We start from the raw sequence: 24,305 nt of genomic DNA, 5'->3' as shown, positions 1-24,305 counted from the left end.
ATCAGTGCACCAACCACCGATCATGTACGGGGGATTCGCCATGACCACCTGGGAGATGCTCGCCGTCTTCGCCGCGGGCATCAGCGCCGGCACGATCAACACGATCGTCGGATCGGGAACGCTGATCACCTTCCCGGTGCTGCTCGCCACTGGTCTGCCCCCGGTCACCGCCACCGTCTCCAACGGCCTCGGCCTGATCCCGGGCTCCGTCAGCGGCGCCATCGGCTACCGCGCCGAACTGGCGGGACAGGGCCGGCGCGTCCTCAAGCTCGCCGTCGGCGCCCTGATCGGCGGCCTCACCGGCGCAGCCCTCCTGCTGGCCCTGCCCTCCACGGCCTTCGAGACGATCGTTCCGATCCTGGTGGCCCTGGCCCTCGTCCTGGTCATCCTGCAACCCCGCATCAGCAAAGCGGTCCAGCGCCGCCGCGAGCACGACGGCACCCTCGCACGCCCCGACGGCGGCCCGCTCCTCTTCGTCGGACTGATGCTCGCCAGCGTCTACGGCGGCTACTTCACCGCCGCCCAGGGGATCATCTACCTCTCCCTCATGGGCATGTTGCTGGACGACACGATGCAGCGCCTCAACGCCGTCAAGAATGTCCTGGCCGCCATCGTCAACAGCGTCGCCGCGATTTTCTTCCTCTTCGCCGCGGAGTTCGACTGGACGGCCGTCGTGTTGATCGCGGTCGGCTCGGCGATCGGCGGCCAGATCGGCGCCAAGGTCGGCCGCCGCCTCAGCCCCACCATCCTGCGCGTCCTCATCGTCGCCGTCGGCACGGTCGCCATCGTCCAGCTGCTGCTCCGCTGACCCACGGAAGCCCGCCCCCACAAGAGACGGGCTTCCGGTACGACAACATGCGTACGCCGAGTAAGTCGATCACGTGCACACCACGCCGACTACGCAGCGGTGCGGTCCAGCCACTCCGGCAGCGCCGACCGCTCACCCGCCCCCAGCGCCAGCAGCATCGCCTCCGCCGGAGACGGCACGAACGGCTGCCGCAGCAGCGGCATCCCCGCCTGCTCCGGCGTCCGGGCCGCCTTGCGGTGATTGTCCTCCGCACAGGACGCCACGGTGTTGAGCCAGGAGTCCTGTCCTCCCTGGGCACGCGGCACCACGTGGTCGACGGTGCTCGCCCGCCGCCCGCAGTACGCGCACCGGTGCTGGTCCCGTATCAGCACACCCCTTCTGGACCACGGGGCCTGTCTTCGGAATGGCACCCGCACGTACCGGCAGAGCCTGATCACCCGGGGCACCGGAATGTCGACGGCGGCACCACGCATACGGAGATCGGGGTGCGACTGCTCGACGACGGCCTTGTCCTGCAGAATCAGCACCACCGCACGGTTCAGCGTCACCGTCGACAGCGGCTCGAAGCTCGCGTTCAGTACCAGCGTGTCCCGCATCTCGCCCACCTCCCGTGTGCCACCCGCCCCCTGGCAGGCCCGGATCAACTCTGGCTGGGCAGGCCGTGATGGACAACGCAATAAAAAATGCCCTGTCCTGATCTCTCCAGGACCAGGACAGGGCAAACAGCAAACGAACTCTCGGCTCACCGGTTGCTAGGCAGGACCCGTGTACTCACCGATCAGCTGAGCACGGCCCAGCGTGTGGAACCGCAGATTGAATCCGACGACCGCGGGCGAAGCATCGCTGTCGACCCCCAGCTTCTCGGTGTCCACCGCGTACACGGTGAAGACATAGCGGTGCTTCTCCCCGGCCGGCGGAGCGGCACCGCCGAATTCCTTCGACCCGTAGTCGTTACGGACCTGTACGGCACCCGCGGGCAGCCCTTCGAACGTGCCGCTGCCCGCACCGGCCGGCAGCTCCGTGACCGACGCCGGGATGTCGAAGACCACCCAGTGCCAGAATCCGCTGCCCGTCGGAGCATCGGGATCGAAACACGTCACGGCGAAACTCTTGGCGGGGTCCGGGAACCCCTCCCACCGCAGTTGCGGCGACGTGTTCCCGGCCGCGAACACCTGGGCGTCCGCCAGCACGGCCCCGGGGGCGAGGTCCTCGCTCACCACCGTGAACGACGGCACCTCGGGATGGAAGTCGTGCGGCAGCGGCGCCCTCTTCTGCTCGGTCACGTCAGCACCTCTCCTGATCGTTCTCCTGCTGTCAGCAGGTCTCCCGCCCGACCCTAGAGCCAGTTGCGCCGACCGCCGACCTGGGCGAGCCACTGGTTGAGGTATGCCGCCCAGTCGGTGCCATGGAAGTCGTTCAGCCCGACCTTGAACGCGCGGTACGAGTCGCTGCCCTCGCTGAAGAGCCCCGGCTTCTTGTCCATCTCCAGGACGACGTCCATCTCGCGGCCGTCCGCGACGAACGTCAGCTCCACCTGGTTCAGCCCCCGGTACTGCTGCGGCGGGAAGAACTCGATCTCCTGGTAGAAGGGCAGCCGCTGGCGAGTACCGCGAATGTGGCCGCGCTCCATGTCCGCACTGCGGAAGCCGAAACCGAGCTGCCCGAAGGCGTCGAGGATGGCCTGCTGGGCCGGCAGCGGGTGCACATTGATCGGGTCCAGGTCGCCCGAATCCAGCGCCCGCGCGATCTCCAGCTCCGTGGTCACACCGATGTTCATGCCGTGCAGATGCTGACCGGCGAACATCGTGATCGGGGTCTCCCAAGGAATTTCGAGCCCGAAGGGTACGACGTGCACGGCACCGGCCCGCGCCTCGAACGCGCCACCGAGCCGAAGCTTGGTGAACTCGATGTCCTGCTTGGTCTCCGTGTCCTGGCCCTCGACCTCGACCCGGGCCTGCAGACCGACGGAGAGCCCCTCGATCTGCTGATCCACGGACCCGCCCTGGATCCGCACCTCGCCCTGGACGACCCCACCCGGTACGACATTGAGTTCGGTCAGCTCGGTCTCCACCGAAGCACCACCGGCACCCATGCTCGCGAGCAGCCGCTTGAAGCCCATGTTTACTCCTCCTTGGTCCTGCCCCTAGATACGCGGCACGACCGTGGACGGTTCCCAGTACCCTCGGACGCCATGATCGAGGGCCCGGACCGTACTCCACTGACACGCGACTTCTTCGACCGCCCCGTACTGGAGGTAGCACCCGACCTCCTGGGCCGGACCCTGGTACGCACCACTCCCGACGGCCCCATCGAACTCCGCCTCACCGAGGTGGAGGCCTACGCCGGCGAGATCGACCTCGGATCGCACGCGTTCAGAGGCCGAACCTCCCGCAACAGTGTCATGTACGGACCACCCGAGGGTGCGTATGTCTACTTCACCTACGGCATGTCAAGGCAGTCAGCATGAACGTCGACCTTCTCGCCCATCCTGCTGAAGAGGTCGCCCCCAGGCTGCTCGGGAGCGTCCTCACCTGCAAGACCTCCGAGGGAACCGTGAGCATCGCCATCACGGAGACCGAGGCGTACTCCGGCACGGCTGACCCAGCGTCCCATGCCTACCGAGGCCAGACACCCCGTAATGCCGTCATGTTCGGACCTGCGGGACACCTGTACGTCTACCGGTCCCACGGTCTCCACTGGTGCGCCAACGTCGTCACCGGGACGGACGGCATCGCCTCGGCTGTCCTCATCCGGGCAGGCAGGGTCATCGAGGGGGAAGACCTGGCACGCAAGCGACGAGGGGAGAGGGTCGAGAGTCCACGGCTTGCCCGAGGTCCGGGGAACTTCTGCCAGGCACTCGGCATCACGGCGGAGCACAACGGCGCAGACCTCCTGACAGGTACCTCGGTCGTGTTGTCCGAGGGCGAGTCGGTACCTACCGCGCTCATCCAGGTTGGTCCTCGGGTAGGCGTGAGCAAGGCCCACGACTGGCAACACCGGTTCTACCTTGCCGGTGATCCGACGGTCTCGGCGTACCGACTGAGCCCGAGAGCCAAGCCGCCCGCCGGAGCCTGAGCCGCTGTGCGCCTCGCTCGCGGCTCGCCGGTGAGTCGGTGCGGAGCTGGGGCAGAAGATGGGTGATCGCTCGCGAGCGTGGCACGTGACGCGTTCCTGGCCGGGTGGGAGAACCGTCAGCAAAACTCGGTAGCTGTTCGGACCCAGCTCTGCTTACGTTCGACCGCATGGCTGACGACTGCTTCGCGCATCCACGGCTCGCCGCGATCTACGATCCGCTCGACCCTGACCGCAGCGATCTCGATGCCTACGTCCGGATCGGAGAAGAGTTCGAGGCACGCCGAGTGCTGGACATCGGCTGCGGCACAGGGGTGTTCGCACTTTTCCTGGCCGACCGCGGGATCGAGGTCGTCGGTGTGGATCCCGCGCTGGCGTCCATCGATGTCGCCCGGGCCAAACCGGGCAGTGAGCGAGTGCGCTGGATCTGCGGTGACGCGACAGACCTGCCGCCGCTGCGGGTTGACCTCGCGACGATGACAGCGAACGTTGCCCAGGCCATCGCTGATCCGCAGACGTGGCAGAAGACGCTACTGGGGGCCTACGAGGCACTGCGGCCTGGCGGACATCTGGTCTTCGAGACGCGCGATCCGGCCAGGCGCGCCTGGGAGGAGTGGACCCGCGAGAACTCCTACCGTGTGACGGAGATCCCCGGTGTCGGCTCCGTCGAGAGTTGGGTCCAGCTGATCGAGGTGAGCTGGCCTCTGGTGACGTTCCGCTGGACCTACGGGTTCGCCGCGGATCGACAGGTGCTGACGTCGGATTCGACCCTGCGTTTCCGCGAGCGGGAGGAAGTCGAGCGGGATCTGGTCGCGCAGGGATACGTGGTGGATGACGTTCGCGACGCGCCCGACCGTCCAGGAAGGGAGTTCGTCTTCCTGGCACGACGTCCGTGATCGTCGGTGATTCGAGCCGCTCGAACTTCGATGACGCACACTCAAGGTTCCATGGCACAGGACAACGACCCTGGCGCAGCTCGACCAGTAGCGGACGTCTCGAAAACCAAGGTTTGTGAGACGACGGGCAGAGCGCCCCTCACGGGGCGTAGCCCTGTTCAAAACCCGTCTCGAAACTTCCGTCTCGGACTTGATCTTTTGAGACGAGTTCCGAGACGGTACGTGTCACGGCGACGAACACGATCACTGGCCAGCTCATCGGTTACGCCCGCAGTGCGCTCTCCTTCTGTCGACACCACGTCGGCCGATGGCCGCCTGTTCTTCCAGATCATCGCGGCCATGGCGGAGTTCGAGCGCTCGCTCATCAAGGACCGCACGCGGGCCGGGCTGGAAGCAGCCAAGGCACAGGGCCGTACCGGCGGCCGGCCGTCTGTGGTGGACGAGGATGTACTCACCGTGGCCCGCGCCCGGAAGGCCAAAGGGAGAGAGCGTCAGCACCATCGCTAAGGCCCTCGGGGTCTCCCGAGCCGCGCGGTACCGGCACCTGGGAGAGAGCGCCTGAGGCAGGCGCACAGGAGTTCAGACAGGCCCCTCGGCTCTACGCCGGGGGCCGTTGTCGTACGTGGACGTAAAACACTGTCTGACGGCCGCAACGATGCTGGCCCCTGCCGACCACGTGGGAAGTCGACAAGGGCCAGCACAGGGGCGCATGTCGCTCACGCTGCGCCCCTTCCAGCGCACCTCTGGTCTGTGTTGCTCGCCGTCCCTCAGTGCGCCCGAAGCCGAAGGGGCGCGTACTCCAGAAGGGCCTCCCCGACTCTCTACGGCGCTGGTGTCCGAGCACCTGACGCTCTGCTCGCCTCTCGGTCTCGTTGCGAGCCACCACAGCGCCGATGCGAGCAGCGAGACGGCCGGACGGGGTGGACAGGTCGAGCACTCCCTGAGCCTGTGCGGCGGCCAGCGTGACACCGGTCGACTCCGCCAGGTCCACCAGGTCCTCAAGATCCCAGGGGGTGCGATACATGCGGTCGTAGTGGCGAGACACGATGGCGTCTGCCTTGCCGTCCTCCACCAGAGCCTTGACGTGCTCCCACTCGTGGCTTCGCTTGGCTCCCCGCTTGATTGAAGCTGACGTGTCCTTCTCGACGATCACGGCTACGACGGATCAGCCGTTCCGGTCGCACAGCGCCTGACTCAGCTCGACCTGTTGTGTCAGGTTCCCGCCCTTGGACTCCTCGCCCCTCGGGGTGGGGCTGAGCCTGGCGTAGATGATCGCTCGCACTGCCTGTCTCCTGCTTGTCGTTGCCTGTTCTGCTCCGCGCCGGCAACATCCAGGTCGGTGCCGACCTCGCTCACAAACGTCGAATCTCGGCCCGCAATGACAGGGAACTGGCCAAGGGTCCGGCGCGACTGGCCACCGCCCTCGACATCGACAGCGGGCTCAACGGCACCGACACCATCGCCCACCCCGGCGGCCCGCTGGAGGCCCATGCGCCACGTCGCCGCGCAACTTGACTCCTCTTCGGGGGCCGCCTAATGTAGCCCGAGCCGCTTGAAACGGGTACTGCTGTCGGTACGGTCCATCGGACCACCCCGAGCATCCGGAAGCGGCCAACCACTACCTACGAATCACCCTGGCGGGTGCGAATTCGGCATGCCGTAATTCGACCGCATCGACTCGATTATGAGTCGCCAGGAGAATCGGTTAATGTAGTGGACACGCCGAAAGGCAAGGCCATTCCAAAGGCCATCAGAATTCAAATTCGAACCGGAAACGGAACGAAAAAGAGTCTGGTAAGGTTGGAACCGCCGGAAAGGGAAACGCGAAAGCGAAGAACTGGAAAGCGGACCCGCTTCGACCGGGAATCGGACACGAAAGAGTCTGATAGAGTCGGAAACGCAAGACCGAAGGGAAAGCCCGGAGGAAAACCCCAGAGAATGTTCTGCGGGTGAGTACAAAGGAAGCGTCCGTTCCTTGAGAACTCAACAGCGTGCCAAAAGTCAACGCCAGATATGTTGATACCCCGGCCTGCTTCGGCAGGTTGGTGGTTCCTTTGAAAGTCCTGCCGGGCCTCACGGTTCCGGTAGGCAATTACACAGCGAGGACGCTGTGAACGATCGGTCTTATTCCGGCTGATCGTTCCGCTCTCGTGTTGTGTTGTCCCGATTACGGGAAAACATTCACGGAGAGTTTGATCCTGGCTCAGGACGAACGCTGGCGGCGTGCTTAACACATGCAAGTCGAACGATGAAGCCCTTCGGGGTGGATTAGTGGCGAACGGGTGAGTAACACGTGGGCAATCTGCCCTTCACTCTGGGACAAGCCCTGGAAACGGGGTCTAATACCGGATGACACTCTGTCCCGCATGGGACGGGGTTGAAAGCTCCGGCGGTGAAGGATGAGCCCGCGGCCTATCAGCTTGTTGGTGGGGTGATGGCCTACCAAGGCGACGACGGGTAGCCGGCCTGAGAGGGCGACCGGCCACACTGGGACTGAGACACGGCCCAGACTCCTACGGGAGGCAGCAGTGGGGAATATTGCACAATGGGCGAAAGCCTGATGCAGCGACGCCGCGTGAGGGATGACGGCCTTCGGGTTGTAAACCTCTTTCAGCAGGGAAGAAGCGAAAGTGACGGTACCTGCAGAAGAAGCGCCGGCTAACTACGTGCCAGCAGCCGCGGTAATACGTAGGGCGCAAGCGTTGTCCGGAATTATTGGGCGTAAAGAGCTCGTAGGCGGCTTGTTGCGTCGGTTGTGAAAGCCCGGGGCTTAACCCCGGGTCTGCAGTCGATACGGGCAGGCTAGAGTGTGGTAGGGGAGATCGGAATTCCTGGTGTAGCGGTGAAATGCGCAGATATCAGGAGGAACACCGGTGGCGAAGGCGGATCTCTGGGCCATTACTGACGCTGAGGAGCGAAAGCGTGGGGAGCGAACAGGATTAGATACCCTGGTAGTCCACGCCGTAAACGTTGGGAACTAGGTGTTGGCGACATTCCACGTCGTCGGTGCCGCAGCTAACGCATTAAGTTCCCCGCCTGGGGAGTACGGCCGCAAGGCTAAAACTCAAAGGAATTGACGGGGGCCCGCACAAGCAGCGGAGCATGTGGCTTAATTCGACGCAACGCGAAGAACCTTACCAAGGCTTGACATACACCGGAAAGCATCAGAGATGGTGCCCCCCTTGTGGTCGGTGTACAGGTGGTGCATGGCTGTCGTCAGCTCGTGTCGTGAGATGTTGGGTTAAGTCCCGCAACGAGCGCAACCCTTGTTCTGTGTTGCCAGCATGCCCTTCGGGGTGATGGGGACTCACAGGAGACTGCCGGGGTCAACTCGGAGGAAGGTGGGGACGACGTCAAGTCATCATGCCCCTTATGTCTTGGGCTGCACACGTGCTACAATGGCCGGTACAATGAGCTGCGATGCCGCGAGGCGGAGCGAATCTCAAAAAGCCGGTCTCAGTTCGGATTGGGGTCTGCAACTCGACCCCATGAAGTCGGAGTTGCTAGTAATCGCAGATCAGCATTGCTGCGGTGAATACGTTCCCGGGCCTTGTACACACCGCCCGTCACGTCACGAAAGTCGGTAACACCCGAAGCCGGTGGCCCAACCCCTTGTGGGAGGGAGCTGTCGAAGGTGGGACTGGCGATTGGGACGAAGTCGTAACAAGGTAGCCGTACCGGAAGGTGCGGCTGGATCACCTCCTTTCTAAGGAGCACTTCTTACCGGGCTTGCCTGGTCAGAGGCCACTACGTCGGCAAATGTTCGACGGTGGTTGCTCATGGGTGGAACGTTGACTATTCAGTACCTGGTGGTTCAACCGGGTCGTAAGTACTGCTCTTCGGAGCGTGGAAAACGAACCGGCTGAATTCTGGGTACTGGGCGCGCTGTTGGGTGTCTGAAGGTATGGCCGCAAGGTTGCCTTCAAACGCCGGCCCCAGTGAACTCGCCTGTTTGGGCGGGGTGGTGGGTGGCTGGTCGTTGCTTGAGAACTGCACAGTGGACGCGAGCATCTGTGGCCAAGTTTTTAAGGGCGCACGGTGGATGCCTTGGCACCAGGAACCGATGAAGGACGTGGGAGGCCACGATAGGCCCCGGGGAGCTGTCAACCGAGCTTTGATCCGGGGGTGTCCGAATGGGGAAACCCGGCAGTCGTCATGGGCTGTCACCCGCTGCTGAACACATAGGCAGTGTGGAGGGAACGAGGGGAAGTGAAACATCTCAGTACCCTCAGGAAGAGAAAACAACCGTGATTCCGGGAGTAGTGGCGAGCGAAACTGGATGAGGCCAAACCGTATGCGTGTGATACCCGGCAGGGGTTGCGCATGCGGGGTTGCGGGAGTTCTCTTGATCAATCTGCCGATTGGTCGACGAGTCAGAAACCGTTGATGTAGGCGAAGGACATGCGAAAGGTCCGGCGTAGAGGGTAAGACCCCCGTAGCTGAAACATCAACGGCTCGTTTGAGAATTTCCCAAGTAGCACGGGGCCCGAGAAATCCCGTGTGAATCTGGCGGGACCACCCGCTAAGCCTAAATATTCCCTGGTGACCGATAGCGGATAGTACCGTGAGGGAATGGTGAAAAGTACCGCGGGAGCGGAGTGAAATAGTACCTGAAACCGTGTGCCTACAAGCCGTGGGAGCGTCGCTGTATGTGCTTGCACATGCAGTCGTGACTGCGTGCCTTTTGAAGAATGAGCCTGCGAGTTTGCGGTGTGTTGCGAGGTTAACCCGTGTGGGGAAGCCGTAGCGAAAGCGAGTCCGAATAGGGCGTTTTAGTAGCACGCTCAAGACCCGAAGCGGAGTGATCTAGCCATGGGCAGGTTGAAGCGGAGGTAAGACTTCGTGGAGGACCGAACCCACCAGGGTTGAAAACCTGGGGGATGACCTGTGGTTAGGGGTGAAAGGCCAATCAAACTCCGTGATAGCTGGTTCTCCCCGAAATGCATTTAGGTGCAGCGTCGTGTGTTTCTTGCCGGAGGTAGAGCACTGGATAGGCGATGGGCCCTACCGGGTTACTGACCTTAGCCAAACTCCGAATGCCGGTAAGTGAGAGCACGGCAGTGAGACTGTGGGGGATAAGCTCCATGGTCGAGAGGGAAACAGCCCAGAGCATCGACTAAGGCCCCTAAGCGTACGCTAAGTGGGAAAGGATGTGGAGTCGCAGAGACAACCAGGAGGTTGGCTTAGAAGCAGCCACCCTTGAAAGAGTGCGTAATAGCTCACTGGTCAAGTGATTCCGCGCCGACAATGTAGCGGGGCTCAAGCGTACCGCCGAAGTCGTGTCATTCCAGCGTATAGGGCCAACGCCTGCTGGGATGGGTAGGGGAGCGTCGTGTGCCGGGTGAAGCAGCCGCGGAAGCGAGTTGTGGACGGTTCACGAGTGAGAATGCAGGCATGAGTAGCGATACACACGTGAGAAACGTGTGCGCCGATTGACTAAGGGTTCCTGGGTCAAGCTGATCTGCCCAGGGTAAGTCGGGACCTAAGGCGAGGCCGACAGGCGTAGTCGATGGACAACCGGTTGATATTCCGGTACCCGCTTTGAAACGCCCAATACTGAATCAGGCGATGCTAAGTCCGTGAAGCCGGCCCGATCTCTTCGGAGTTGAGGGTAGTGGTGGAGCCGACGAACCAGACTTGTACTAGGTAAGCGATGGGGTGACGCAGGAAGGTAGTCCAGCCCGGGCGGTGGTAGTCCCGGGGTAAGGGTGTAGGCCGTGTGGTAGGTAAATCCGTCACACGTTAAGGCTGAGACCTGATGCCGAGCCGATTGTGGTGAAGTGGATGATCCTATGCTGTCGAGAAAAGCCTCTAGCGAGTTTCATGGCGGCCCGTACCCTAAACCGACTCAGGTAGTCAGGTAGAGAATACCGAGGCGTTCGGGTGAACTATGGTTAAGGAACTCGGCAAAATGCCCCCGTAACTTCGGGAGAAGGGGGGCCATCACTGGTGAGGAGACTTGCTCTCCGAGCTGGGGGTGGCCGCAGAGACCAGCGAGAAGCGACTGTTTACTAAAAACACAGGTCCGTGCGAAGCCGTAAGGCGATGTATACGGACTGACGCCTGCCCGGTGCTGGAACGTTAAGGGGACCGGTTAGCCGACTTTCGGGTCGGCGAAGCTGAGAACTTAAGCGCCAGTAAACGGCGGTGGTAACTATAACCATCCTAAGGTAGCGAAATTCCTTGTCGGGTAAGTTCCGACCTGCACGAATGGCGTAACGACTTCTCGACTGTCTCAACCATAGGCCCGGTGAAATTGCACTACGAGTAAAGATGCTCGTTTCGCGCAGCAGGACGGAAAGACCCCGGGACCTTTACTATAGTTTGATATTGGTGTTCGGTTCGGCTTGTGTAGGATAGGTGGGAGACTTTGAAGCGGCCACGCCAGTGGTTGTGGAGTCGTCGTTGAAATACCACTCTGGTCGTGCTGGATGTCTAACCTGGGTCCGTGATCCGGATCAGGGACAGTGTCTGATGGGTAGTTTAACTGGGGCGGTTGCCTCCTAAAGAGTAACGGAGGCGCCCAAAGGTTCCCTCAGCCTGGTTGGCAATCAGGTGTTGAGTGTAAGTGCACAAGGGAGCTTGACTGTGAGACCGACGGGTCGAGCAGGGACGAAAGTCGGGACTAGTGATCCGGCAGTGGCTTGTGGAAGCGCTGTCGCTCAACGGATAAAAGGTACCCCGGGGATAACAGGCTGATCTTCCCCAAGAGTCCATATCGACGGGATGGTTTGGCACCTCGATGTCGGCTCGTCGCATCCTGGGGCTGGAGTCGGTCCCAAGGGTTGGGCTGTTCGCCCATTAAAGCGGTACGCGAGCTGGGTTTAGAACGTCGTGAGACAGTTCGGTCCCTATCCGCTGTGCGCGTAGGAATATTGAGAAGGGCTGTCCCTAGTACGAGAGGACCGGGACGGACGAACCTCTGGTGTGCCAGTTGTTCTGCCAAGGGCATGGCTGGTTGGCTACGTTCGGAAAGGATAACCGCTGAAAGCATCTAAGCGGGAAGCCTGCTTCGAGATGAGTATTCCCACCAACTTGATTGGTTAAGGCTCCCAGTAGACGACTGGGTTGATAGGCCAGATGTGGAAGCCCGGTAACGGGTGGAGCTGACTGGTACTAATAGGCCGAGGGCTTGTCCTCAGTTGCTCGCGTCCACTGTGTTGTTCCCGGGTTGCGAACAGTCGCACCGGTTGAACAACTTCACTACTTAATTGAAAAGTGTGCTTGTTCGCTAAGTGCCGATATCCCGCTCTGCGGGGTGGCCCGATAGGGTTTCGGTGGTCATTGCGTTAGGGAAACGCCCGGTTACATTCCGAACCCGGAAGCTAAGCCTTTCAGCGCCGATGGTACTGCAGGGGGGACCCTGTGGGAGAGTAGGACGCCGCCGAACAATCTTTCAAGGACCCCTGGTCCCAGCGTTCATGCTGGGGCCAGGGGTCCTTTTGCTTTGTCGTAGCGCGTCGGGTGTCCGACTGCGTAAGAATGTCTTGTAGTACCCGATGAAGGAGTCACGCCGATGTCCACCAACTCTCCCGACGATCGTTCGGAGCGCGAGCCGCGTCGCCGGGACGGTGGTGACCGAGGCGGCTTCAGCGGCCGTCGTGACGACCGCTCCGGCGGACCGCGCCGGGACAACGACCGCGGTGGCTCCCGGCGCGACGACAGCCGGCCCACCGGCGGTGGCGGGTTCCGCCGCGATGACCGCGACCGTGACCGTGGGCCGCGTCGTGATGACAGTCGCGGTGGTGGTTCCGGTGGTGGCTTCCGTCGCGATGACCGTGACCGTGACCGTGGGCCGCGTCGGGACGATGACCGGGGCGGGCGCCCTGGTGGGTTCGAGCGGCGGGACGACCGGCCGCGTGGGCCGCGTCGGGACGACGACAGCCGGCCCACCGGTGGTGGCGGGTTCCGCCGCGATGACCGTGATCGTGACCGTGGGCCGCGTCGTGATGACAGTCGCGGTGGTGGTTCCGGTGGTGGGTTCCGTCGGGACGATCGGCGGGATGACCGTCCCGGTGGGTTCCGGCGGGATGACAACCGCGGTGGTGGTTCCGGTGGTGGCTTCCGTCGCGATGACCGTGACCGTGACCGTGGGCCGCGTCGGGACGATGACCGGGGCGGGCGCCCTGGTGGGTTCGAGCGGCGGGACGACCGGCCGCGTGGGCCGCGTCGGGACGACGACAGCCGGCCCACCGGTGGTGGCGGGTTCCGCCGCGATGACCGTGATCGTGACCGTGGGCCGCGTCGTGATGACAGTCGCGGTGGTGGTTCCGGTGGTGGGTTCCGTCGGGACGATCGGCGGGATGACCGTCCCGGTGGGTTCCGGCGGGATGACAACCGCGGTGGTGGTTCCGGTGGTGGCTTCCGTCGCGATGACCGTGACCGTGACCGTGGGCCGCGTCGGGACGATGACCGGGGCGGGCGCCCTGGTGGGTTCGAGCGGCGGGACGACCGGCCGCGTGGGCCGCGTCGGGACGACGACAGCCGGCCCACCGGTGGTGGCGGGTTCCGCCGCGATGACCGTGATCGTGACCGTGGGCCGCGTCGTGACGACAGTCGTGGCGGGGGATATCGCGGACAGCGCGATGACCGTGGCGGCCGCGATGACCGTGGTGGCCGGGGCGGTTACCGCGGGCGGGACGACCGGGGTGGGTACGAGCGGCGGGACGACCGGGACCGCGAGCCCATCAAGCGGCTTCCGATTCCTGACGACGTCACCGGTGACGAGATCGACAAGGACGTGCGGCAGGAGCTGATGAGCCTGCCGAAGACGCTTGCCGAGGACGTTGCCAGGAACCTCGTCATGGTGGCCCGGTTGATCGACGAGGACCCCGAGCAGGCTTACGCGTACTCGCGGATCGCCTTGCGGCTGGCTTCGCGGGTCGCTGCGGTGCGTGAGGCGGCCGGGTTCGCCGCGTACGCGACGCAGAAGTACTCGGAGGCCCTGGCGGAGTTCCGGGCGGCCAAACGGATGACCGGTTCCGTAGAGCTGTGGCCCGTCATGGCGGACTGTGAGCGTGGACTCGGGCGGCCCGAGCGGGCGATGGCCATGGCCGGCGAGCCCGAGGTGCAGAAGCTGGACAAGGCCGGTCAGGTCGAGATGCGTCTCGTGGCCGCGGGCGCCCGCAGGGACATGGGGCAGATCGATGCCGCCATCGTCACGCTGCAGAGCCCCGAGCTCGCCTCGAACGCCGTGCACCCATGGACGCCGCGACTGCGCTACGCGTACGCGGACGCGCTGCTGGCGGCGGGGCGCGAGGACGAGGCGCGTGAGTGGTTCGGGAAGGCGCTGGAGGCCGACAAGGACGGCTCCACCGATGCCTCGGACCGGCTCGCCGAACTGGACGGTGTCGAGTTCGTCGATGCCCTCGGTGACGACGAGGACGAGGACAGGGACGAGGACAGGGACGAGAACGGCGTCGCGGACGACGCCAAGGACGAGGCCACTGACAAGGACGGCACGTCCGAGGCGTAAGGCATGAGAGAGGGCGGCACCCCCGGGAGGGGTGCCGCCCTTTTTCGTTGCCGCGTTCCTCAATCGAGAGTGAGGCTTCGCAGGACCAGGCCGGTGGCCGGCTTGGGGCCGAAGGAGGTCGACTTGCGGGGCATGGTGACGCCCTGTCGCGCGAGGTCCCGGACGACCTCCTCGCGTACCGGATGCATCAGGACCGCCGTGGCGTTGTGACGTTCGGCCTGTTCGACGGCTGCCGCGGTGTCGTGGATGTACGCGATGTGTTCCGGGGCGTCGGGGATCTGCCAGACGTGGTCGAGCAGAGCTGCGTGCAGGACCGTCGCGTCGAGGGTCTGCCACGCGGTCGGGCGGTCGGCCGGAATCGTACGGTGCAGAAGGTCGGTGTCGGGGCGGTCGACGAGATGGAAGCCGCCGTCGCCCGCGAGCAGGAACGCGTTGCCTTCGGTGGCCGCCTCGGCGAGTACGTCCAGGGCCTTGGGGAGGGGGCCCTCGACGTCGCGGATGCGGAAGAGGCCATGCAGCGCGGTGAGGGCGTCGGCGACAGGGAGGCGGTGCAGCAGCCGGTGGATGGCGCGGACCCGGAGCGGGTAGCGGGCCGTGTCGACGAGGAGGACCAGGCCGAAGTCCCAGGGGCCGGGCGCGGTGTGCTCCTGCTGGAGGCGGAGATAGGTGGCCCAGCGGTGATGGCCGTCGGCGATCAGGGCCTGGTGCTGGGCGAGGTCGGTCTCGATCTCGGCCCGGTCGGCCGCGTCGGTGACCGCCCAGAGCCGGTGGCTGTAACCGTCCTCGGTGGTGGTGGCGAGCAGCGGTGGTCGCTCGATGGTCCGCTCGATGACGGCGGTCGCGCCCGAGCCGTCGCCGTTGTTGCGGTACGTGAGCAGCAGTGGTTCGAGGTGGGCAGCGGTGGTGCGCATCAGGTCGGCCCGGTCCTCGACCACATGGGCCATCACGTCCTCGTGCGGCAGCACGATGCCGTCGGCGGGGGCGGAGAGCGCCAGCGCCCCGACGATGCCGCGTTGCAGGATCTCGTCGTTGCGCTGTTCGTAGACGTACAGGGCGGGCTCGGGATCAGGAGCGAGTATGCCCTCGGCCAGCCAGCGGTTCAGGGTCTCGGCGGCCTGATTGTGGCGGGCCGCGGCCGTGTCGGCCTGCGGCAGGATCAGCCGGACGATGTTGTGCGGGTCCGCCGACTCCAGGTGGTGCAGCCCGTCGGGGCGCACGACGACGTCGTACGGCGGTGAGGTCACCGCTGCGAGACTGCCGACCCGCTCGGGGACGAATCGCAGCCCGCGGAACGGGATGAGTCGCAGTCCCTGGCCGGCCGGACCTGATGTGTTCATTTCTGCATGGTATGTGCGCGGGCGCGATGCGCGATGATCTGGACAGAAGCATGGAATGAGGAGCGCAAAGAATGAGTCAGGCGAGCAGGACCAGGCCGGCCGGCAGCAGCACCGCGTTGAACGAGGCGTACGACACGGCGCTGCTCGATCTCGACGGGGTGGTGTACGCGGGCGGCCACGCGATCGTCCACGCCGTCGACTCGCTGGGGGCGGCGCGGAACGGTGGGATGCACCTCGCGTATGTGACCAACAATGCCCTGCGGACCCCGGCCGCGGTGGCCGAGCATCTGACCGAACTCGGCGTTCCGGCCGAGCCCGCAGATGTGATCACCTCGGCACAGGCGGTCGCCCGGTTGATCGCCGATCAACTGCCTGCCGGGGCGCGGGTCCTGGTGGTGGGTGGCGAGGGGCTGCGCGTCGCGTTGCGGGAGCGCGGTCTGGTGCCGGTGGAATCGGCGGACGACGAGCCGGTCGCGGTGGCGCAGGGGTACGGCGGGCCCGACATGACGTGGGGGCGGTTCGCCGAGGCGGCGTACGCGATCGCGCGCGGGGTGCCGTGGTTCGCGTCCAACACGGATCTGACGATTCCGAGCGCTCGGGGGATCGCGCCGGGGAACGGCGCGGCGGTGGAGGTCGTACGCATCGCGACGGGTGCCGAGCCGCAGGTCGCCGGGAAGCCGTTGCCGCCGATGCACCGGGAGACGGTGTTGCGGACCGGGGCCGAACGCCCGCTGGTGGTCGGGGACCGGCTGGACACGGACATCGAGGGGGCGTTCAACGGCGGTGTGGATTCCCTGCTGGTGCTCACCGGGGTGACGGGCGCCGCGCAGTTGGTGGCCGCCGAGCCGAAGCACCGGCCGACGTATGTGGACGCCGACCTGCGGGGGCTGCTGACCGGGCAGCCCGAAGTGACGCGTACGGGCGACGCGTTCGGCTGTGGCGGCTGGACGGCGGTGGTGCGCGGCGACGATCTGGTGCTGGAAGGGGACGGGGACGTGCTCGACGGGCTGCGGGCGCTCTGCGGGACGGCGTGGTCCTACGCCGAAGACGGCTCGTGCGGGCTGGACAGTGGGAAGGCGATCGCCAGGCTGGGGCTGTAGGGCGGACGGCTCCCGGCGGATCGAGCACAGAGGCGAGCGAGTCCGTAGGGAGGGTAGGCTAACCTAACTTTGCCCTGTGTGGTGTGCCGCCGTCCGGATGGCCCTCGCACCCGATCACCGCCGACTCCGGGAGTACGACCATGCAGCGCCTCACCGCGGACTCGGTGACCCTCGGCTACGACCAGCGGGTCATCGCGGAGAATCTCTCGGTCGAGATACCCGACAACTCGTTCACGGTGATCGTCGGCCCCAACGCCTGTGGCAAGTCGACCCTGTTGCGCGCGCTCTCGCGAATGCTGAAGCCGACCGGCGGGCGGGTGCTCCTGGACGGGCGGACGATCCATGGGATGCCGGCGAAGCAGGTCGCCAAGACGCTGGGGCTGCTGTCGCAGTCCTCCATCGCACCGGACGGCATCACGGTGGCCGACCTCGTCGGGCGCGGCCGGTACCCGCACCAGGGGCTGCTGCGTCAGTGGTCGCCGGACGACGAGCGCATTGTCGAGGAATCGATGACGGCGACCGGAGTCGGCGCGCTTGCCGATCGCTATGTCGACGAATTGTCCGGCGGGCAGCGGCAGCGGGTCTGGATCGCCATGGCGCTCGCCCAGCAGACGCCGCTGCTGCTGCTCGACGAGCCGACGACGTACCTCGACATCCAGCACCAGATCGACGTCCTCGATCTCTGTGCGGAGCTGCACGAGACGCAGGGGCGCACCCTGGTGGCCGTCCTGCACGATCTGAATCACGCCGCGCGGTACGCCACGCACCTCATCGCGATGCGGGAGGGCGAGGTGATTGCCCAGGGGGCGCCGGGCGAGGTCGTCACCGCGGAGCTGGTGGAGCGGGTCTTCGGGCTGCGCTGCCAGGTCATCGACGATCCGGAGACGGGGACGCCGTTGGTGGTGCCGGCCGCGCGCAAGCCGCGGAGCGGCGGGGTGGCCGTGCAGGGCAGGACGTCCGCCGGGGCGTCGGCGCCGGCCAGGGGCTGACCGGCCCGACCGCCCGGGGCGGCTCCCGGGAAACGGCCCGTCCCGCGGCTACAGCAGCGACCTGAGTCTCAGCAGATCGCGGAAGCCGGCCTCCAGCCGGACCCGGCCCGAACCCCACGCCTTGGCGAAGTTCAGCCCGCCGTTCACCATCGCCACCAGGTCGTCGCCGGTCATCGCGAGCCGGATCTCCGCCTTCTCCCGGGGTGGGCCCTCGACCGTGTCCAGGATCTGGATCCGGCCATCGGCCAGCCGGCCGGTGAAGGTGACGTCGAGATCCTTGATGTGGCAGCTCAGGGAGCGGTCGAGGGCGGCCGCGCTGCGCACGTCGCCGTCGGCCCCCGCGAGGTTGCCGGAAAGTTTTTCGAGTGCGCTGCGGCACTCCGCCATGGTCGCCATCGTGATCGACGGTACCGCAGCCCTTCGTTGTAGCGTTTCCCGCATGAGCGACTCGATGCCGGTGCCCGGAACAGCGCCCGGAGCGGCCCCCGCGGGTGGGACGGAGGACCCGTCAGCGAGAACCCCCGACGGCGCGGACGCGGCCCATGCCGCCGCGCCCTCTCCCGAACCCGCCGCATCCGCGCCCCTCGGTATCGGACGCACCCCCACCGGCAACGCCGAGGTCGACGCGCGGCTGGAGCGTCTCGCCGATGCGGACCGCCTACCGGCCGACGGACACATCGAGGTGTACGAGGATGTACATCGTGGGCTGCGCGACGCGCTGACCGCGCTGGACGCCAGGCCCGCACCCGCACCGGTACCCGCACCGATGCCCTCGTACGACAACAGGAGCTGAACCGAACGTGGCAGGAGTGGCACGACACCGCCTCGACGCCGAGTTGGTACGACGTAATCTCGCCCGCTCACGCGAGCATGCGAGCCAGCTGATCGCCGCAGGGCGGGTGACCGTCGGCGGCAACACCGCGACCAAAGCCGCCACCCAGGTCGAGACCAGCGCCGCTGTCGTCGTGCTCAAGGACGACAGCGATCCCGAGTACGTCTCGCGCGGCGGGCACAAGCTCGCCGGCGCCCTCGCCGCCTTCGTGCCCCTCGGGCTGAAGATCGAGGGGCGGCGGGCGCTGGACGCCGGGGCGTCGACCGGCGGCTTCACCGACGTACTGCTGCGGGCCGGCGCCGGTCATGTCGTCGCCGTCGACGTCGGTTACGGGCAGCTCGCCTGGTCGCTCCAGTCCGATGCGCGCGTCACCGTGAAGGATCGCACCAACGTACGGGAGTTGACGCTCGAAGCGATCGACGGGGAGCCGGTGGACCTGGTGGTCGGCGATCTGTCGTTCATCCCGCTGGGCCTTGTCCTGCCCGCCCTGGCGCGCTGCACCGCCCCCGACGCGGACCTGGTCCTCATGGTCAAGCCGCAGTTCGAGGTCGGCAAGGAGCGGCTCGGCAGCGGCGGAGTGGTGCGCAGCCCCGAGTTGCGGGCAGAAGCGGTACGGGAGGTGGCGCGCCGGGCGTGGGCGCTGGGCCTCGGAGTACGGGGGGTGACGGCGAGCCCGCTGCCGGGGCCCGCGGGAAATGTCGAGTACTTTCTCTGGCTGCGGGCCGGAGCACCAGAGCTGGATCCCGCGGATGTCGACCGTGCAGTGGCGGAGGGGCCTCGTTGACGACGAATGCGGCACGAACTGTCTTCCTTTTGGCACACACCGGCCGCCCGGCCGCGATCCGCAGCGCCGAACTGGTCGTGCAGGGACTGCTCCGCAGCGGCCTCGGCGTCCGCGTGCTGGCCACCGAGGCGGCCGATCTGCCACTGCCGCCGGCCGTCGAGACGGCCACGGACACCACACCGGCGGCCGTGGACGGCTGCGAGCTGCTGGTCGTGCTCGGCGGGGACGGGACGCTGCTGCGCGGTGCCGAGCTCTCCCGGGCCTCCGGGGTGCCGATGCTCGGCGTCAACCTGGGCCGGGTCGGCTTCCTCGCCGAGGCCGAGCGCGACGACCTGGACAAGGTCGTCGACCGGGTCGTCACCCGGGCGTACCAGGTCGAGGAACGCATGACGCTCGACGTCGTCGTGCGCAGCAACGGCGACATCGTCCACACCGACTGGGCGCTCAACGAGGCGGCCGTGCAGAAGGTGTCGCCCGAGCGGATGCTGGAGGTCGTCCTGGAGATCGACGGCCGCCCGGTTACCGGGTTCGGCTGCGACGGGATCGTCTGCGCGACCCCGACCGGATCGACCGCCTACGCCTTCTCAGCGGGTGGTCCCGTCGTCTGGCCCGAGGTCGAGGCGCTGCTGCTGGTGCCGATCAGCGCCCACGCGCTGTTCGCCAAGCCGCTGGTGACCTCGCCGGCCTCGGTGCTCGCCGTCGAGGTCCAGCAGCACACCCCGCACGGGGTGCTGTGGTGCGACGGCCGCAGGACCGTGGAGCTGCCCGCGGGCGCGCGGGTCGAGGTGCGGCGCGGTGCGGTGCCCGTACGGCTGGCAAGGCTGCACCACGCCTCGTTCACGGACCGGCTGGTCGCGAAGTTCGCACTGCCCGTCTCGGGGTGGCGGGGAGCGCCGCACTGACCGGTGGACATCTTTCCGGCGGCGGCGCACATTCCGAAGGTGCACACGGGAGAGTGACCCCTGGAGGGCGGGGTCCGTCGCACATCGGGGCCCGGACCTCGTAAGGTCATGTCCGTGTTGGAGGAGATGCGGATACGGTCGCTCGGAGTCATCGACGACGCGGTGGTCGAGCTGTCGCCCGGTTTCACCGCGGTGACGGGTGAGACCGGCGCGGGCAAGACCATGGTCGTCACCAGCCTGGGGCTGCTGCTCGGCGGGCGTGCCGATCCTGCCCTGGTACGGATCGGGGCCAAGGCCGCGGTCGTCGAGGGGCGGATCACGGTGTCCGACGGCGACGCCGTGGCCCGGCGGGCCGAGGAGGCCGGAGCCGAGTTCGACGACGGCGCGCTGCTGATCAGCCGGACCGTTTCCGCGGAGGGGCGCTCCCGGGCGCATCTCGGCGGCAGATCCGTGCCGGTGGGGGTGCTCGCCGAGCTCGCCGACGAACTCGTCGCGGTGCACGGCCAGACCGACCAGCAGGGGCTGCTCAAGCCCGCGCGGCAGCGGCAGGCGCTCGACCGGTACGCGGGCGAAGGTGTCGCCGTGCCGCACGCCGAGTACGCGGCCGCGTACCGCAGGCTGCGGGCCGTCGTCACGGAGCTCGACGAGCTGACGACGCGCGCCCGCGAACGCGCCCAGGAAGCGGATCTGCTGCGCTTCGGGCTGGGCGAGATCGCCGCGGTCGAACCACGGGCGGGCGAGGACGCCGACCTGGCAGCCGAGGCCGAGCGGCTCGGCCACGCCGAAGCGCTCGCCTCCGCGGCGTCCCTCGCGCACACCGCGCTCGCGGGCAACCCGGAGGACCCGGAGGGCGTCGACGCGACGACCGTGGTCGCGGCCGCCGGACGGTCCCTGGACGCCGTACGCGCCCACGATGCGGCGCTCGCCGCGCTCGCCGACCGGATCGGCGAGATCTCGATCCTGCTCGCCGACGTGGCGGGCGAACTGGCCGGGTACGCCGACCAGCTGGACGCCGATCCGCTGCGGCTCGCCGCGGTGGAGGAGCGGCGCGCCGCACTCACCGGCCTCACCCGCAAGTACGGCGAGGACATCACCGCCGTGCTCGCCTGGGCCGAGGAAGGGGCCGCCCGGCTCACCGAACTGGAGGGTGACGACGACCGCATCGGCGAGCTGACGGCGGAGCGGGATGCGCTGCGTGCCGAACTCTCGGGCCTCGGACAGGCGTTGACCGATGCGCGTACGGGGGCTGCGGAGCGCTTCGCCGAGGCGGTGACCGCGGAACTGGCCTCCCTGGCCATGCCGCACGCCCGGGTCTCCTTCGACATCCGGCAGACCGAGGCGGCCGACGAGGCGTCCGGCATCGAGATCGACGGGCGGAGCGTGGCTTACGGGCAGTCCGGCGCCGACGAGGTCGAGCTGCTGCTGGCCCCGCACCCCGGTGCCCAGCCGCGGCCGATCGCCAAGGGCGCGTCGGGCGGTGAGCTGTCCCGGGTGATGCTCGCCGTCGAGGTGGTCTTCGCCGGCTCCGATCCCGTACCCACGTATCTCTTCGACGAGGTCGACGCGGGGGTCGGCGGCAAGGCCGCCGTCGAGGTCGGGCGGCGGCTCGCGAAGCTCGCCAGGTCCGCGCAGGTCGTCGTCGTGACGCATCTGCCGCAGGTGGCGGCCTTCGCCGACCGGCAGCTGCTGGTCGAGAAGACGGTCGACGGGTCGGTGACCAGCAGCGGGGTCACGGTCCTGGAGGGCGAGGACCGGGTACGGGAGCTGTCCCGGATGCTCGCGGGCCAGGAGGACTCGCAGACGGCACGGGCCCATGCGGAGGAACTGCTGGCCGCGGCGCGGGCGGACGGGTAGCGGGGGCGGCGCGCGCGGTGGCGAGCGGGCTGCGCCGCCGGTCGGCGCGCGTGCGTGTCCGGTCGCCGGACGGGCTCGTGCGCTGAGCCCGCCCGGCGCGCTTCCGTGCCGAGTTGCCGGGGTCCGCCCGGTGGTCTCCATACGAGGGCGGCCGCTGAACGGTGCCTGCGGGCCGGTGCGTAGCCTGGCCCGTATGGGAGCAGCATTCAGCAGGGCCGCCGTGTCCGGTGCCGTCGCAGCCGCCGTCGCGGGGGGTGTGTACCGGGCGCTGCGGGCCCGGCCGCGGAGGGGCTGGCAGCGCACCAACCACGCGGGCCGCACCGTCGATCTGTACGCGGGACCGGCCGTCGCCCTCGGCGCCGCAGCCGGAACCGCCGTCCTGCCCCTCCCGGCCCGCACCAGGTACGCCGCCGCGCTCGCCGTACTCGCGGCAGGCGGCTGCGGGGCGTACGACGACCTCGTCGGTGCGGACGATCCGCGGCGCGGGTTCCGCGCCCACCTGGGGGCCCTGCGGGACGGTGAGGTGACCAGCGGCGCGGTGAAACTGTTCGGGATCGGGGCCGCCGGGCTCGCCGCCGGTGCGCTGCTCAAGGACCGGCCCGTCGACCGGATCCTCGCCGGCGTCGTGATCGCCGCGACCGCGCACCTGGTCAATCTGACGGACGTACGGCCCGCAGCGGCCGCAGCCACCGTGCTCGCCCTCGGGGCCCCGGGCCTGTTGGGCGGCCCGCTCGCCGCCGCACCGATGGGGGCCGCGGCGGCCCTCGTCGCCGACGACCTGGGGGAGCGCACCATGATCGGGGACACCGGGGCCCACGCCCTGGGCGCCGCGGTCGGGATCGCCATCGTCGCGGGCCGTGGCCGGGCCGGGCTCGTCGCCCATGCGGCGGGGCTCGTCGCGGCGACGGTGTACGGGGACCGGGTCAGCCGGCTCGTCCAGTTGACGGCGGACCGCTGACGGGGAGCCACTGACCCACGGTCACGGCAACATCGCGCCGCTTCATCACCCGTGCGAGTGGTAGGTCATGGCCGGTTGCTGTTGTCCGCACCGCGACAGTGGCTCGACTGTGCCGGAACGTGCGTACGGGCTGGCATCCTTGGCGGTGCCATCACCCGCACAGGGACCCCCGGGAGCCATTCAACGTGTCACAGCTGCGTACGGTCCAAGTCCTGGGCGGCGGCAGCGCGGGCAGCAGCGCCCACGTCGGCTCGCTGGCCGCGGGACTGGTGGCGAGAGGCGTGCACGTCACCGTCTGCGCCCCGGCCGAACTGGACCACGCCTACGACTTCTCCGGTACGGGTGCCCGGTTCACCGCAGTACCGCGGCGCAGCGATCCCGCGGCCGTCGCCGCGCTGCGTACCGCCTGCCTGACGGCGGACGTGGTCCACGCACACGGTCTGCACGCCGCCGTGCGCGCCGCTCTCGCGCTCGGCGGCCGGCGTGTCCCGCTGGTCGTCACCTGGCACGCCCGCGCGCACGCCGAAGGCGCCCGCGGCCGGCTGCTCCACTTGATGGAGCGAAGGGCCGCCCGTACGGCGGCGGTTGTGCTCGGTACGACATCGGACCTGGTCGACCGGGCGCGGCTCCGAGGCGCGCGCGATGCCCGGCTCTCGCCGGTCTCCGCCCCGTTATCGTCCCACGCCGCCCTCGTCCACGCAGACAAGATTCGGGCCGAACTCGGAGCGGTGGAACGGCCGTTGATCATGTCGTACGGGAGTCTCGTACCGCACCACGGGTACGACCTGCTGCTCGACGCCGCACGGGTATGGCGCGAAATCGACCCCGTACCGCTGCTGATCATCGTGGGGGAGGGACACGAGCGGGCCGCTCTGCAGCGCCGGATCCGGAACGAGGACCTGCCCGTACGGATCGTCGGCAGCCGCGACGACCTCGCGGAACTCCTCGCCGTCGCCGATCTGGCCGTGCTGTCCAGCCGGTGGGAGGCGCGCTCGGTGCTGGCCCAGGAGGCGCTGCGGCTCGGCGTTCCGCTGGTCGCCACCGCGGTCGGAGGGGTGCCCGAACTCGTGGGGGACGCGGCGGAGCTCGTACCGTACGGGAACGCCGAGGCGCTCGGGCGGGCGGTGGCCAGGCTGCTCGGCGACCCGGAGCGGCGTGCGGAGCTGGTGACCGCGGGCCGTGCGCAGGCCGCGAGTTGGCCGACGGAGGACGACACGATCGCTCAAGTGCTCAGCGTCTACGACGAGTTGACGCAGCCGCTGGCGGCAGCCCGGACGCGGTGAACGGGCTGCTGGGAG

20 protein-coding genes, 3 rRNA genes and 2 pseudogenes are annotated in these 24,305 nt (G+C 67.3%); 19 read left to right on the top strand and 6 right to left on the bottom strand.

Annotated features, from left to right (window positions below; all coding sequences use genetic code 11):
- Positions 1-40: 40 nt before the first annotated feature.
- Positions 41-808, top strand: a complete 768-nt coding sequence (locus OG936_RS06425) for a sulfite exporter TauE/SafE family protein (RefSeq protein WP_406493139.1) — start codon at positions 41-43, stop codon at positions 806-808.
- 89 nt (positions 809-897) lie between these two features.
- Here OG936_RS06425 and OG936_RS06420 read toward each other — a convergent pair whose 3' ends face one another.
- From OG936_RS06420 to OG936_RS06410, 3 genes are all read right to left on the bottom strand, one after another.
- Positions 898-1,404, bottom strand: a complete 507-nt coding sequence (locus tag OG936_RS06420) for an HNH endonuclease (RefSeq protein ID WP_266745379.1) — start codon at positions 1,402-1,404, stop codon at positions 898-900.
- A 156-nt stretch (positions 1,405-1,560) separates the two neighbouring features.
- On the bottom strand, positions 1,561-2,091 hold the full coding sequence (locus OG936_RS06415; protein WP_383762491.1) for a YbhB/YbcL family Raf kinase inhibitor-like protein: 531 nt from the start codon (positions 2,089-2,091) through the stop codon (positions 1,561-1,563).
- 53 nt (positions 2,092-2,144) lie between these two features.
- A complete protein-coding gene (locus tag OG936_RS06410) occupies positions 2,145-2,927 on the bottom strand; it encodes a sporulation protein (RefSeq protein WP_266745377.1) in 783 nt (260 codons plus the stop codon).
- A 72-nt stretch (positions 2,928-2,999) separates the two neighbouring features.
- Between OG936_RS06410 and OG936_RS06405 the strand changes: the two are divergent.
- The 4 genes and pseudogenes from OG936_RS06405 to OG936_RS06390 all read left to right on the top strand — a co-directional run.
- Positions 3,000-3,257, top strand: a pseudogene (locus tag OG936_RS06405) (DNA-3-methyladenine glycosylase); the annotation flags it as partial.
- Positions 3,258-3,271: 14 nt separating this feature from the next.
- Positions 3,272-3,883 (top strand): DNA-3-methyladenine glycosylase, encoded by a 612-nt coding sequence (locus OG936_RS06400; protein WP_406493137.1) that lies wholly within the window; start codon positions 3,272-3,274, stop codon positions 3,881-3,883.
- 167 nt (positions 3,884-4,050) lie between these two features.
- Entirely contained in the window at positions 4,051-4,776 is a 726-nt protein-coding gene (locus tag OG936_RS06395) for a class I SAM-dependent methyltransferase (RefSeq protein WP_406493135.1), read from the top strand.
- Positions 4,777-5,049: 273 nt separating this feature from the next.
- Complete coding sequence (locus OG936_RS06390) at positions 5,050-5,283, top strand: recombinase family protein (RefSeq protein WP_406493133.1); 234 nt, start codon at positions 5,050-5,052, stop codon at positions 5,281-5,283.
- A gap of 91 nt (positions 5,284-5,374) precedes the next feature.
- Here the strand turns inward: OG936_RS06390 and OG936_RS06385 are convergent, their stop codons facing one another.
- Positions 5,375-5,929 (bottom strand): recombinase family protein, encoded by a 555-nt coding sequence (locus OG936_RS06385; RefSeq protein ID WP_406493131.1) that lies wholly within the window; start codon positions 5,927-5,929, stop codon positions 5,375-5,377.
- Between the two features lie 155 nt (positions 5,930-6,084).
- Here OG936_RS06385 and OG936_RS06380 point away from each other — a divergent pair.
- The 6 genes and pseudogenes from OG936_RS06380 to OG936_RS06355 all read left to right on the top strand — a co-directional run.
- Positions 6,085-6,258 (top strand): annotated as a pseudogene (locus OG936_RS06380) (DNA-3-methyladenine glycosylase); the annotation flags it as partial.
- Positions 6,259-6,956: 698 nt separating this feature from the next.
- Positions 6,957-8,482 (top strand): 16S ribosomal RNA (locus tag OG936_RS06375).
- 309 nt (positions 8,483-8,791) lie between these two features.
- Positions 8,792-11,916 (top strand): 23S ribosomal RNA (locus OG936_RS06370).
- 133 nt (positions 11,917-12,049) lie between these two features.
- A 5S ribosomal RNA gene (rrf, locus tag OG936_RS06365) occupies positions 12,050-12,166 on the top strand.
- Together the 16S, 23S and 5S rRNA genes form the textbook arrangement of a ribosomal RNA operon.
- A gap of 211 nt (positions 12,167-12,377) precedes the next feature.
- Positions 12,378-13,532: a hypothetical protein gene (locus tag OG936_RS06360; RefSeq protein ID WP_406493129.1), complete on the top strand. Its 1,155-nt coding sequence runs from the start codon at positions 12,378-12,380 to the stop codon at positions 13,530-13,532.
- Positions 13,532-14,251, top strand: coding sequence for a tetratricopeptide repeat protein (locus tag OG936_RS06355; RefSeq protein ID WP_406493127.1), 720 nt, complete (start codon positions 13,532-13,534; stop codon positions 14,249-14,251). The genes OG936_RS06360 and OG936_RS06355 overlap by 1 nt, the downstream gene beginning before the upstream one ends.
- Positions 14,252-14,310: 59 nt before the next feature.
- Here OG936_RS06355 and OG936_RS06350 read toward each other — a convergent pair whose 3' ends face one another.
- Positions 14,311-15,588, bottom strand: coding sequence for a DUF1015 family protein (locus tag OG936_RS06350; RefSeq protein WP_406493125.1), 1,278 nt, complete (start codon positions 15,586-15,588; stop codon positions 14,311-14,313).
- A gap of 71 nt (positions 15,589-15,659) precedes the next feature.
- On the opposite strand from OG936_RS06350, the gene OG936_RS06345 reads away from it, so the two are divergent.
- Both OG936_RS06345 and OG936_RS06340 read left to right on the top strand, forming a co-directional pair.
- Positions 15,660-16,688 carry an HAD hydrolase-like protein gene (locus OG936_RS06345; RefSeq protein ID WP_406493124.1) on the top strand — a complete coding sequence of 343 codons (1,029 nt, stop codon included), beginning with the start codon at positions 15,660-15,662 and terminating at the stop codon, positions 16,686-16,688.
- Positions 16,689-16,828: 140 nt separating this feature from the next.
- The gene (locus tag OG936_RS06340; protein ID WP_406493122.1) at positions 16,829-17,677 is read left to right on the top strand and encodes an ABC transporter ATP-binding protein; all 849 of its coding nucleotides are present in this window, start codon (positions 16,829-16,831) and stop codon (positions 17,675-17,677) included.
- Positions 17,678-17,725: 48 nt separating this feature from the next.
- Here the strand turns inward: OG936_RS06340 and OG936_RS06335 are convergent, their stop codons facing one another.
- Entirely contained in the window at positions 17,726-18,073 is a 348-nt protein-coding gene (locus tag OG936_RS06335; RefSeq protein ID WP_383762304.1) for an SCP2 sterol-binding domain-containing protein, read from the bottom strand.
- Between the two features lie 43 nt (positions 18,074-18,116).
- Between OG936_RS06335 and OG936_RS06330 the strand changes: the two genes are divergently transcribed.
- From OG936_RS06330 to OG936_RS06305, 6 genes are all read left to right on the top strand, one after another.
- Entirely contained in the window at positions 18,117-18,470 is a 354-nt protein-coding gene (locus OG936_RS06330) for a hypothetical protein (protein WP_406493121.1), read from the top strand.
- 7 nt (positions 18,471-18,477) lie between these two features.
- Positions 18,478-19,293 carry a TlyA family RNA methyltransferase gene (locus OG936_RS06325; RefSeq protein ID WP_406493119.1) on the top strand — a complete coding sequence of 272 codons (816 nt, stop codon included), beginning with the start codon at positions 18,478-18,480 and terminating at the stop codon, positions 19,291-19,293.
- Complete coding sequence (locus tag OG936_RS06320; RefSeq protein WP_383762313.1) at positions 19,290-20,195, top strand: NAD kinase; 906 nt, start codon at positions 19,290-19,292, stop codon at positions 20,193-20,195. The genes OG936_RS06325 and OG936_RS06320 overlap by 4 nt, the downstream gene beginning before the upstream one ends.
- Positions 20,196-20,303: 108 nt before the next feature.
- Positions 20,304-22,049: a DNA repair protein RecN gene (gene recN / locus OG936_RS06315; protein ID WP_406493117.1), complete on the top strand. Its 1,746-nt coding sequence runs from the start codon at positions 20,304-20,306 to the stop codon at positions 22,047-22,049.
- Positions 22,050-22,242: 193 nt separating this feature from the next.
- Positions 22,243-23,007, top strand: coding sequence for a hypothetical protein (locus OG936_RS06310; protein WP_406493115.1), 765 nt, complete (start codon positions 22,243-22,245; stop codon positions 23,005-23,007).
- 185 nt (positions 23,008-23,192) lie between these two features.
- A complete protein-coding gene (locus OG936_RS06305) occupies positions 23,193-24,290 on the top strand; it encodes a glycosyltransferase family 4 protein (RefSeq protein WP_406493113.1) in 1,098 nt (365 codons plus the stop codon).
- Positions 24,291-24,305 lie beyond the last annotated feature (15 nt).

This window comes from Streptomyces sp. NBC_00846 (assembly GCF_045207325.1).
Taxonomy (GTDB): Bacteria; Actinomycetota; Actinomycetes; order Streptomycetales; family Streptomycetaceae; genus Streptomyces.
This window is presented reverse-complemented; position numbering and strand designations above follow the sequence as displayed.

What these genes read in the sequence shown, in the direction of transcription:
- OG936_RS06425 (WP_406493139.1), top strand. Translation starts at nt 41, where the DNA reads ATGACCACCTGGGAGATGCTCGCCGTCTTCGCCGCGGGCATCAGCGCC.
- OG936_RS06420 (WP_266745379.1), bottom strand. Translation starts at nt 1,404, where the DNA reads ATGCGGGACACGCTGGTACTGAACGCGAGCTTCGAGCCGCTGTCGACG.
- OG936_RS06410 (WP_266745377.1), bottom strand. Translation starts at nt 2,927, where the DNA reads ATGGGCTTCAAGCGGCTGCTCGCGAGCATGGGTGCCGGTGGTGCTTCG.
- OG936_RS06400 (WP_406493137.1), top strand. Translation starts at nt 3,272, where the DNA reads ATGAACGTCGACCTTCTCGCCCATCCTGCTGAAGAGGTCGCCCCCAGG.
- OG936_RS06395 (WP_406493135.1), top strand. Translation starts at nt 4,051, where the DNA reads ATGGCTGACGACTGCTTCGCGCATCCACGGCTCGCCGCGATCTACGAT.
- OG936_RS06355 (WP_406493127.1), top strand. Translation starts at nt 13,532, where the DNA reads ATGAGCCTGCCGAAGACGCTTGCCGAGGACGTTGCCAGGAACCTCGTC.
- OG936_RS06350 (WP_406493125.1), bottom strand. Translation starts at nt 15,588, where the DNA reads ATGAACACATCAGGTCCGGCCGGCCAGGGACTGCGACTCATCCCGTTC.
- OG936_RS06345 (WP_406493124.1), top strand. Translation starts at nt 15,660, where the DNA reads ATGAGTCAGGCGAGCAGGACCAGGCCGGCCGGCAGCAGCACCGCGTTG.
- OG936_RS06340 (WP_406493122.1), top strand. Translation starts at nt 16,829, where the DNA reads ATGCAGCGCCTCACCGCGGACTCGGTGACCCTCGGCTACGACCAGCGG.
- OG936_RS06335 (WP_383762304.1), bottom strand. Translation starts at nt 18,073, where the DNA reads ATGGCGACCATGGCGGAGTGCCGCAGCGCACTCGAAAAACTTTCCGGC.
- OG936_RS06330 (WP_406493121.1), top strand. Translation starts at nt 18,117, where the DNA reads ATGAGCGACTCGATGCCGGTGCCCGGAACAGCGCCCGGAGCGGCCCCC.
- recN (WP_406493117.1), top strand. Translation starts at nt 20,304, where the DNA reads ATGTCCGTGTTGGAGGAGATGCGGATACGGTCGCTCGGAGTCATCGAC.
- OG936_RS06310 (WP_406493115.1), top strand. Translation starts at nt 22,243, where the DNA reads ATGGGAGCAGCATTCAGCAGGGCCGCCGTGTCCGGTGCCGTCGCAGCC.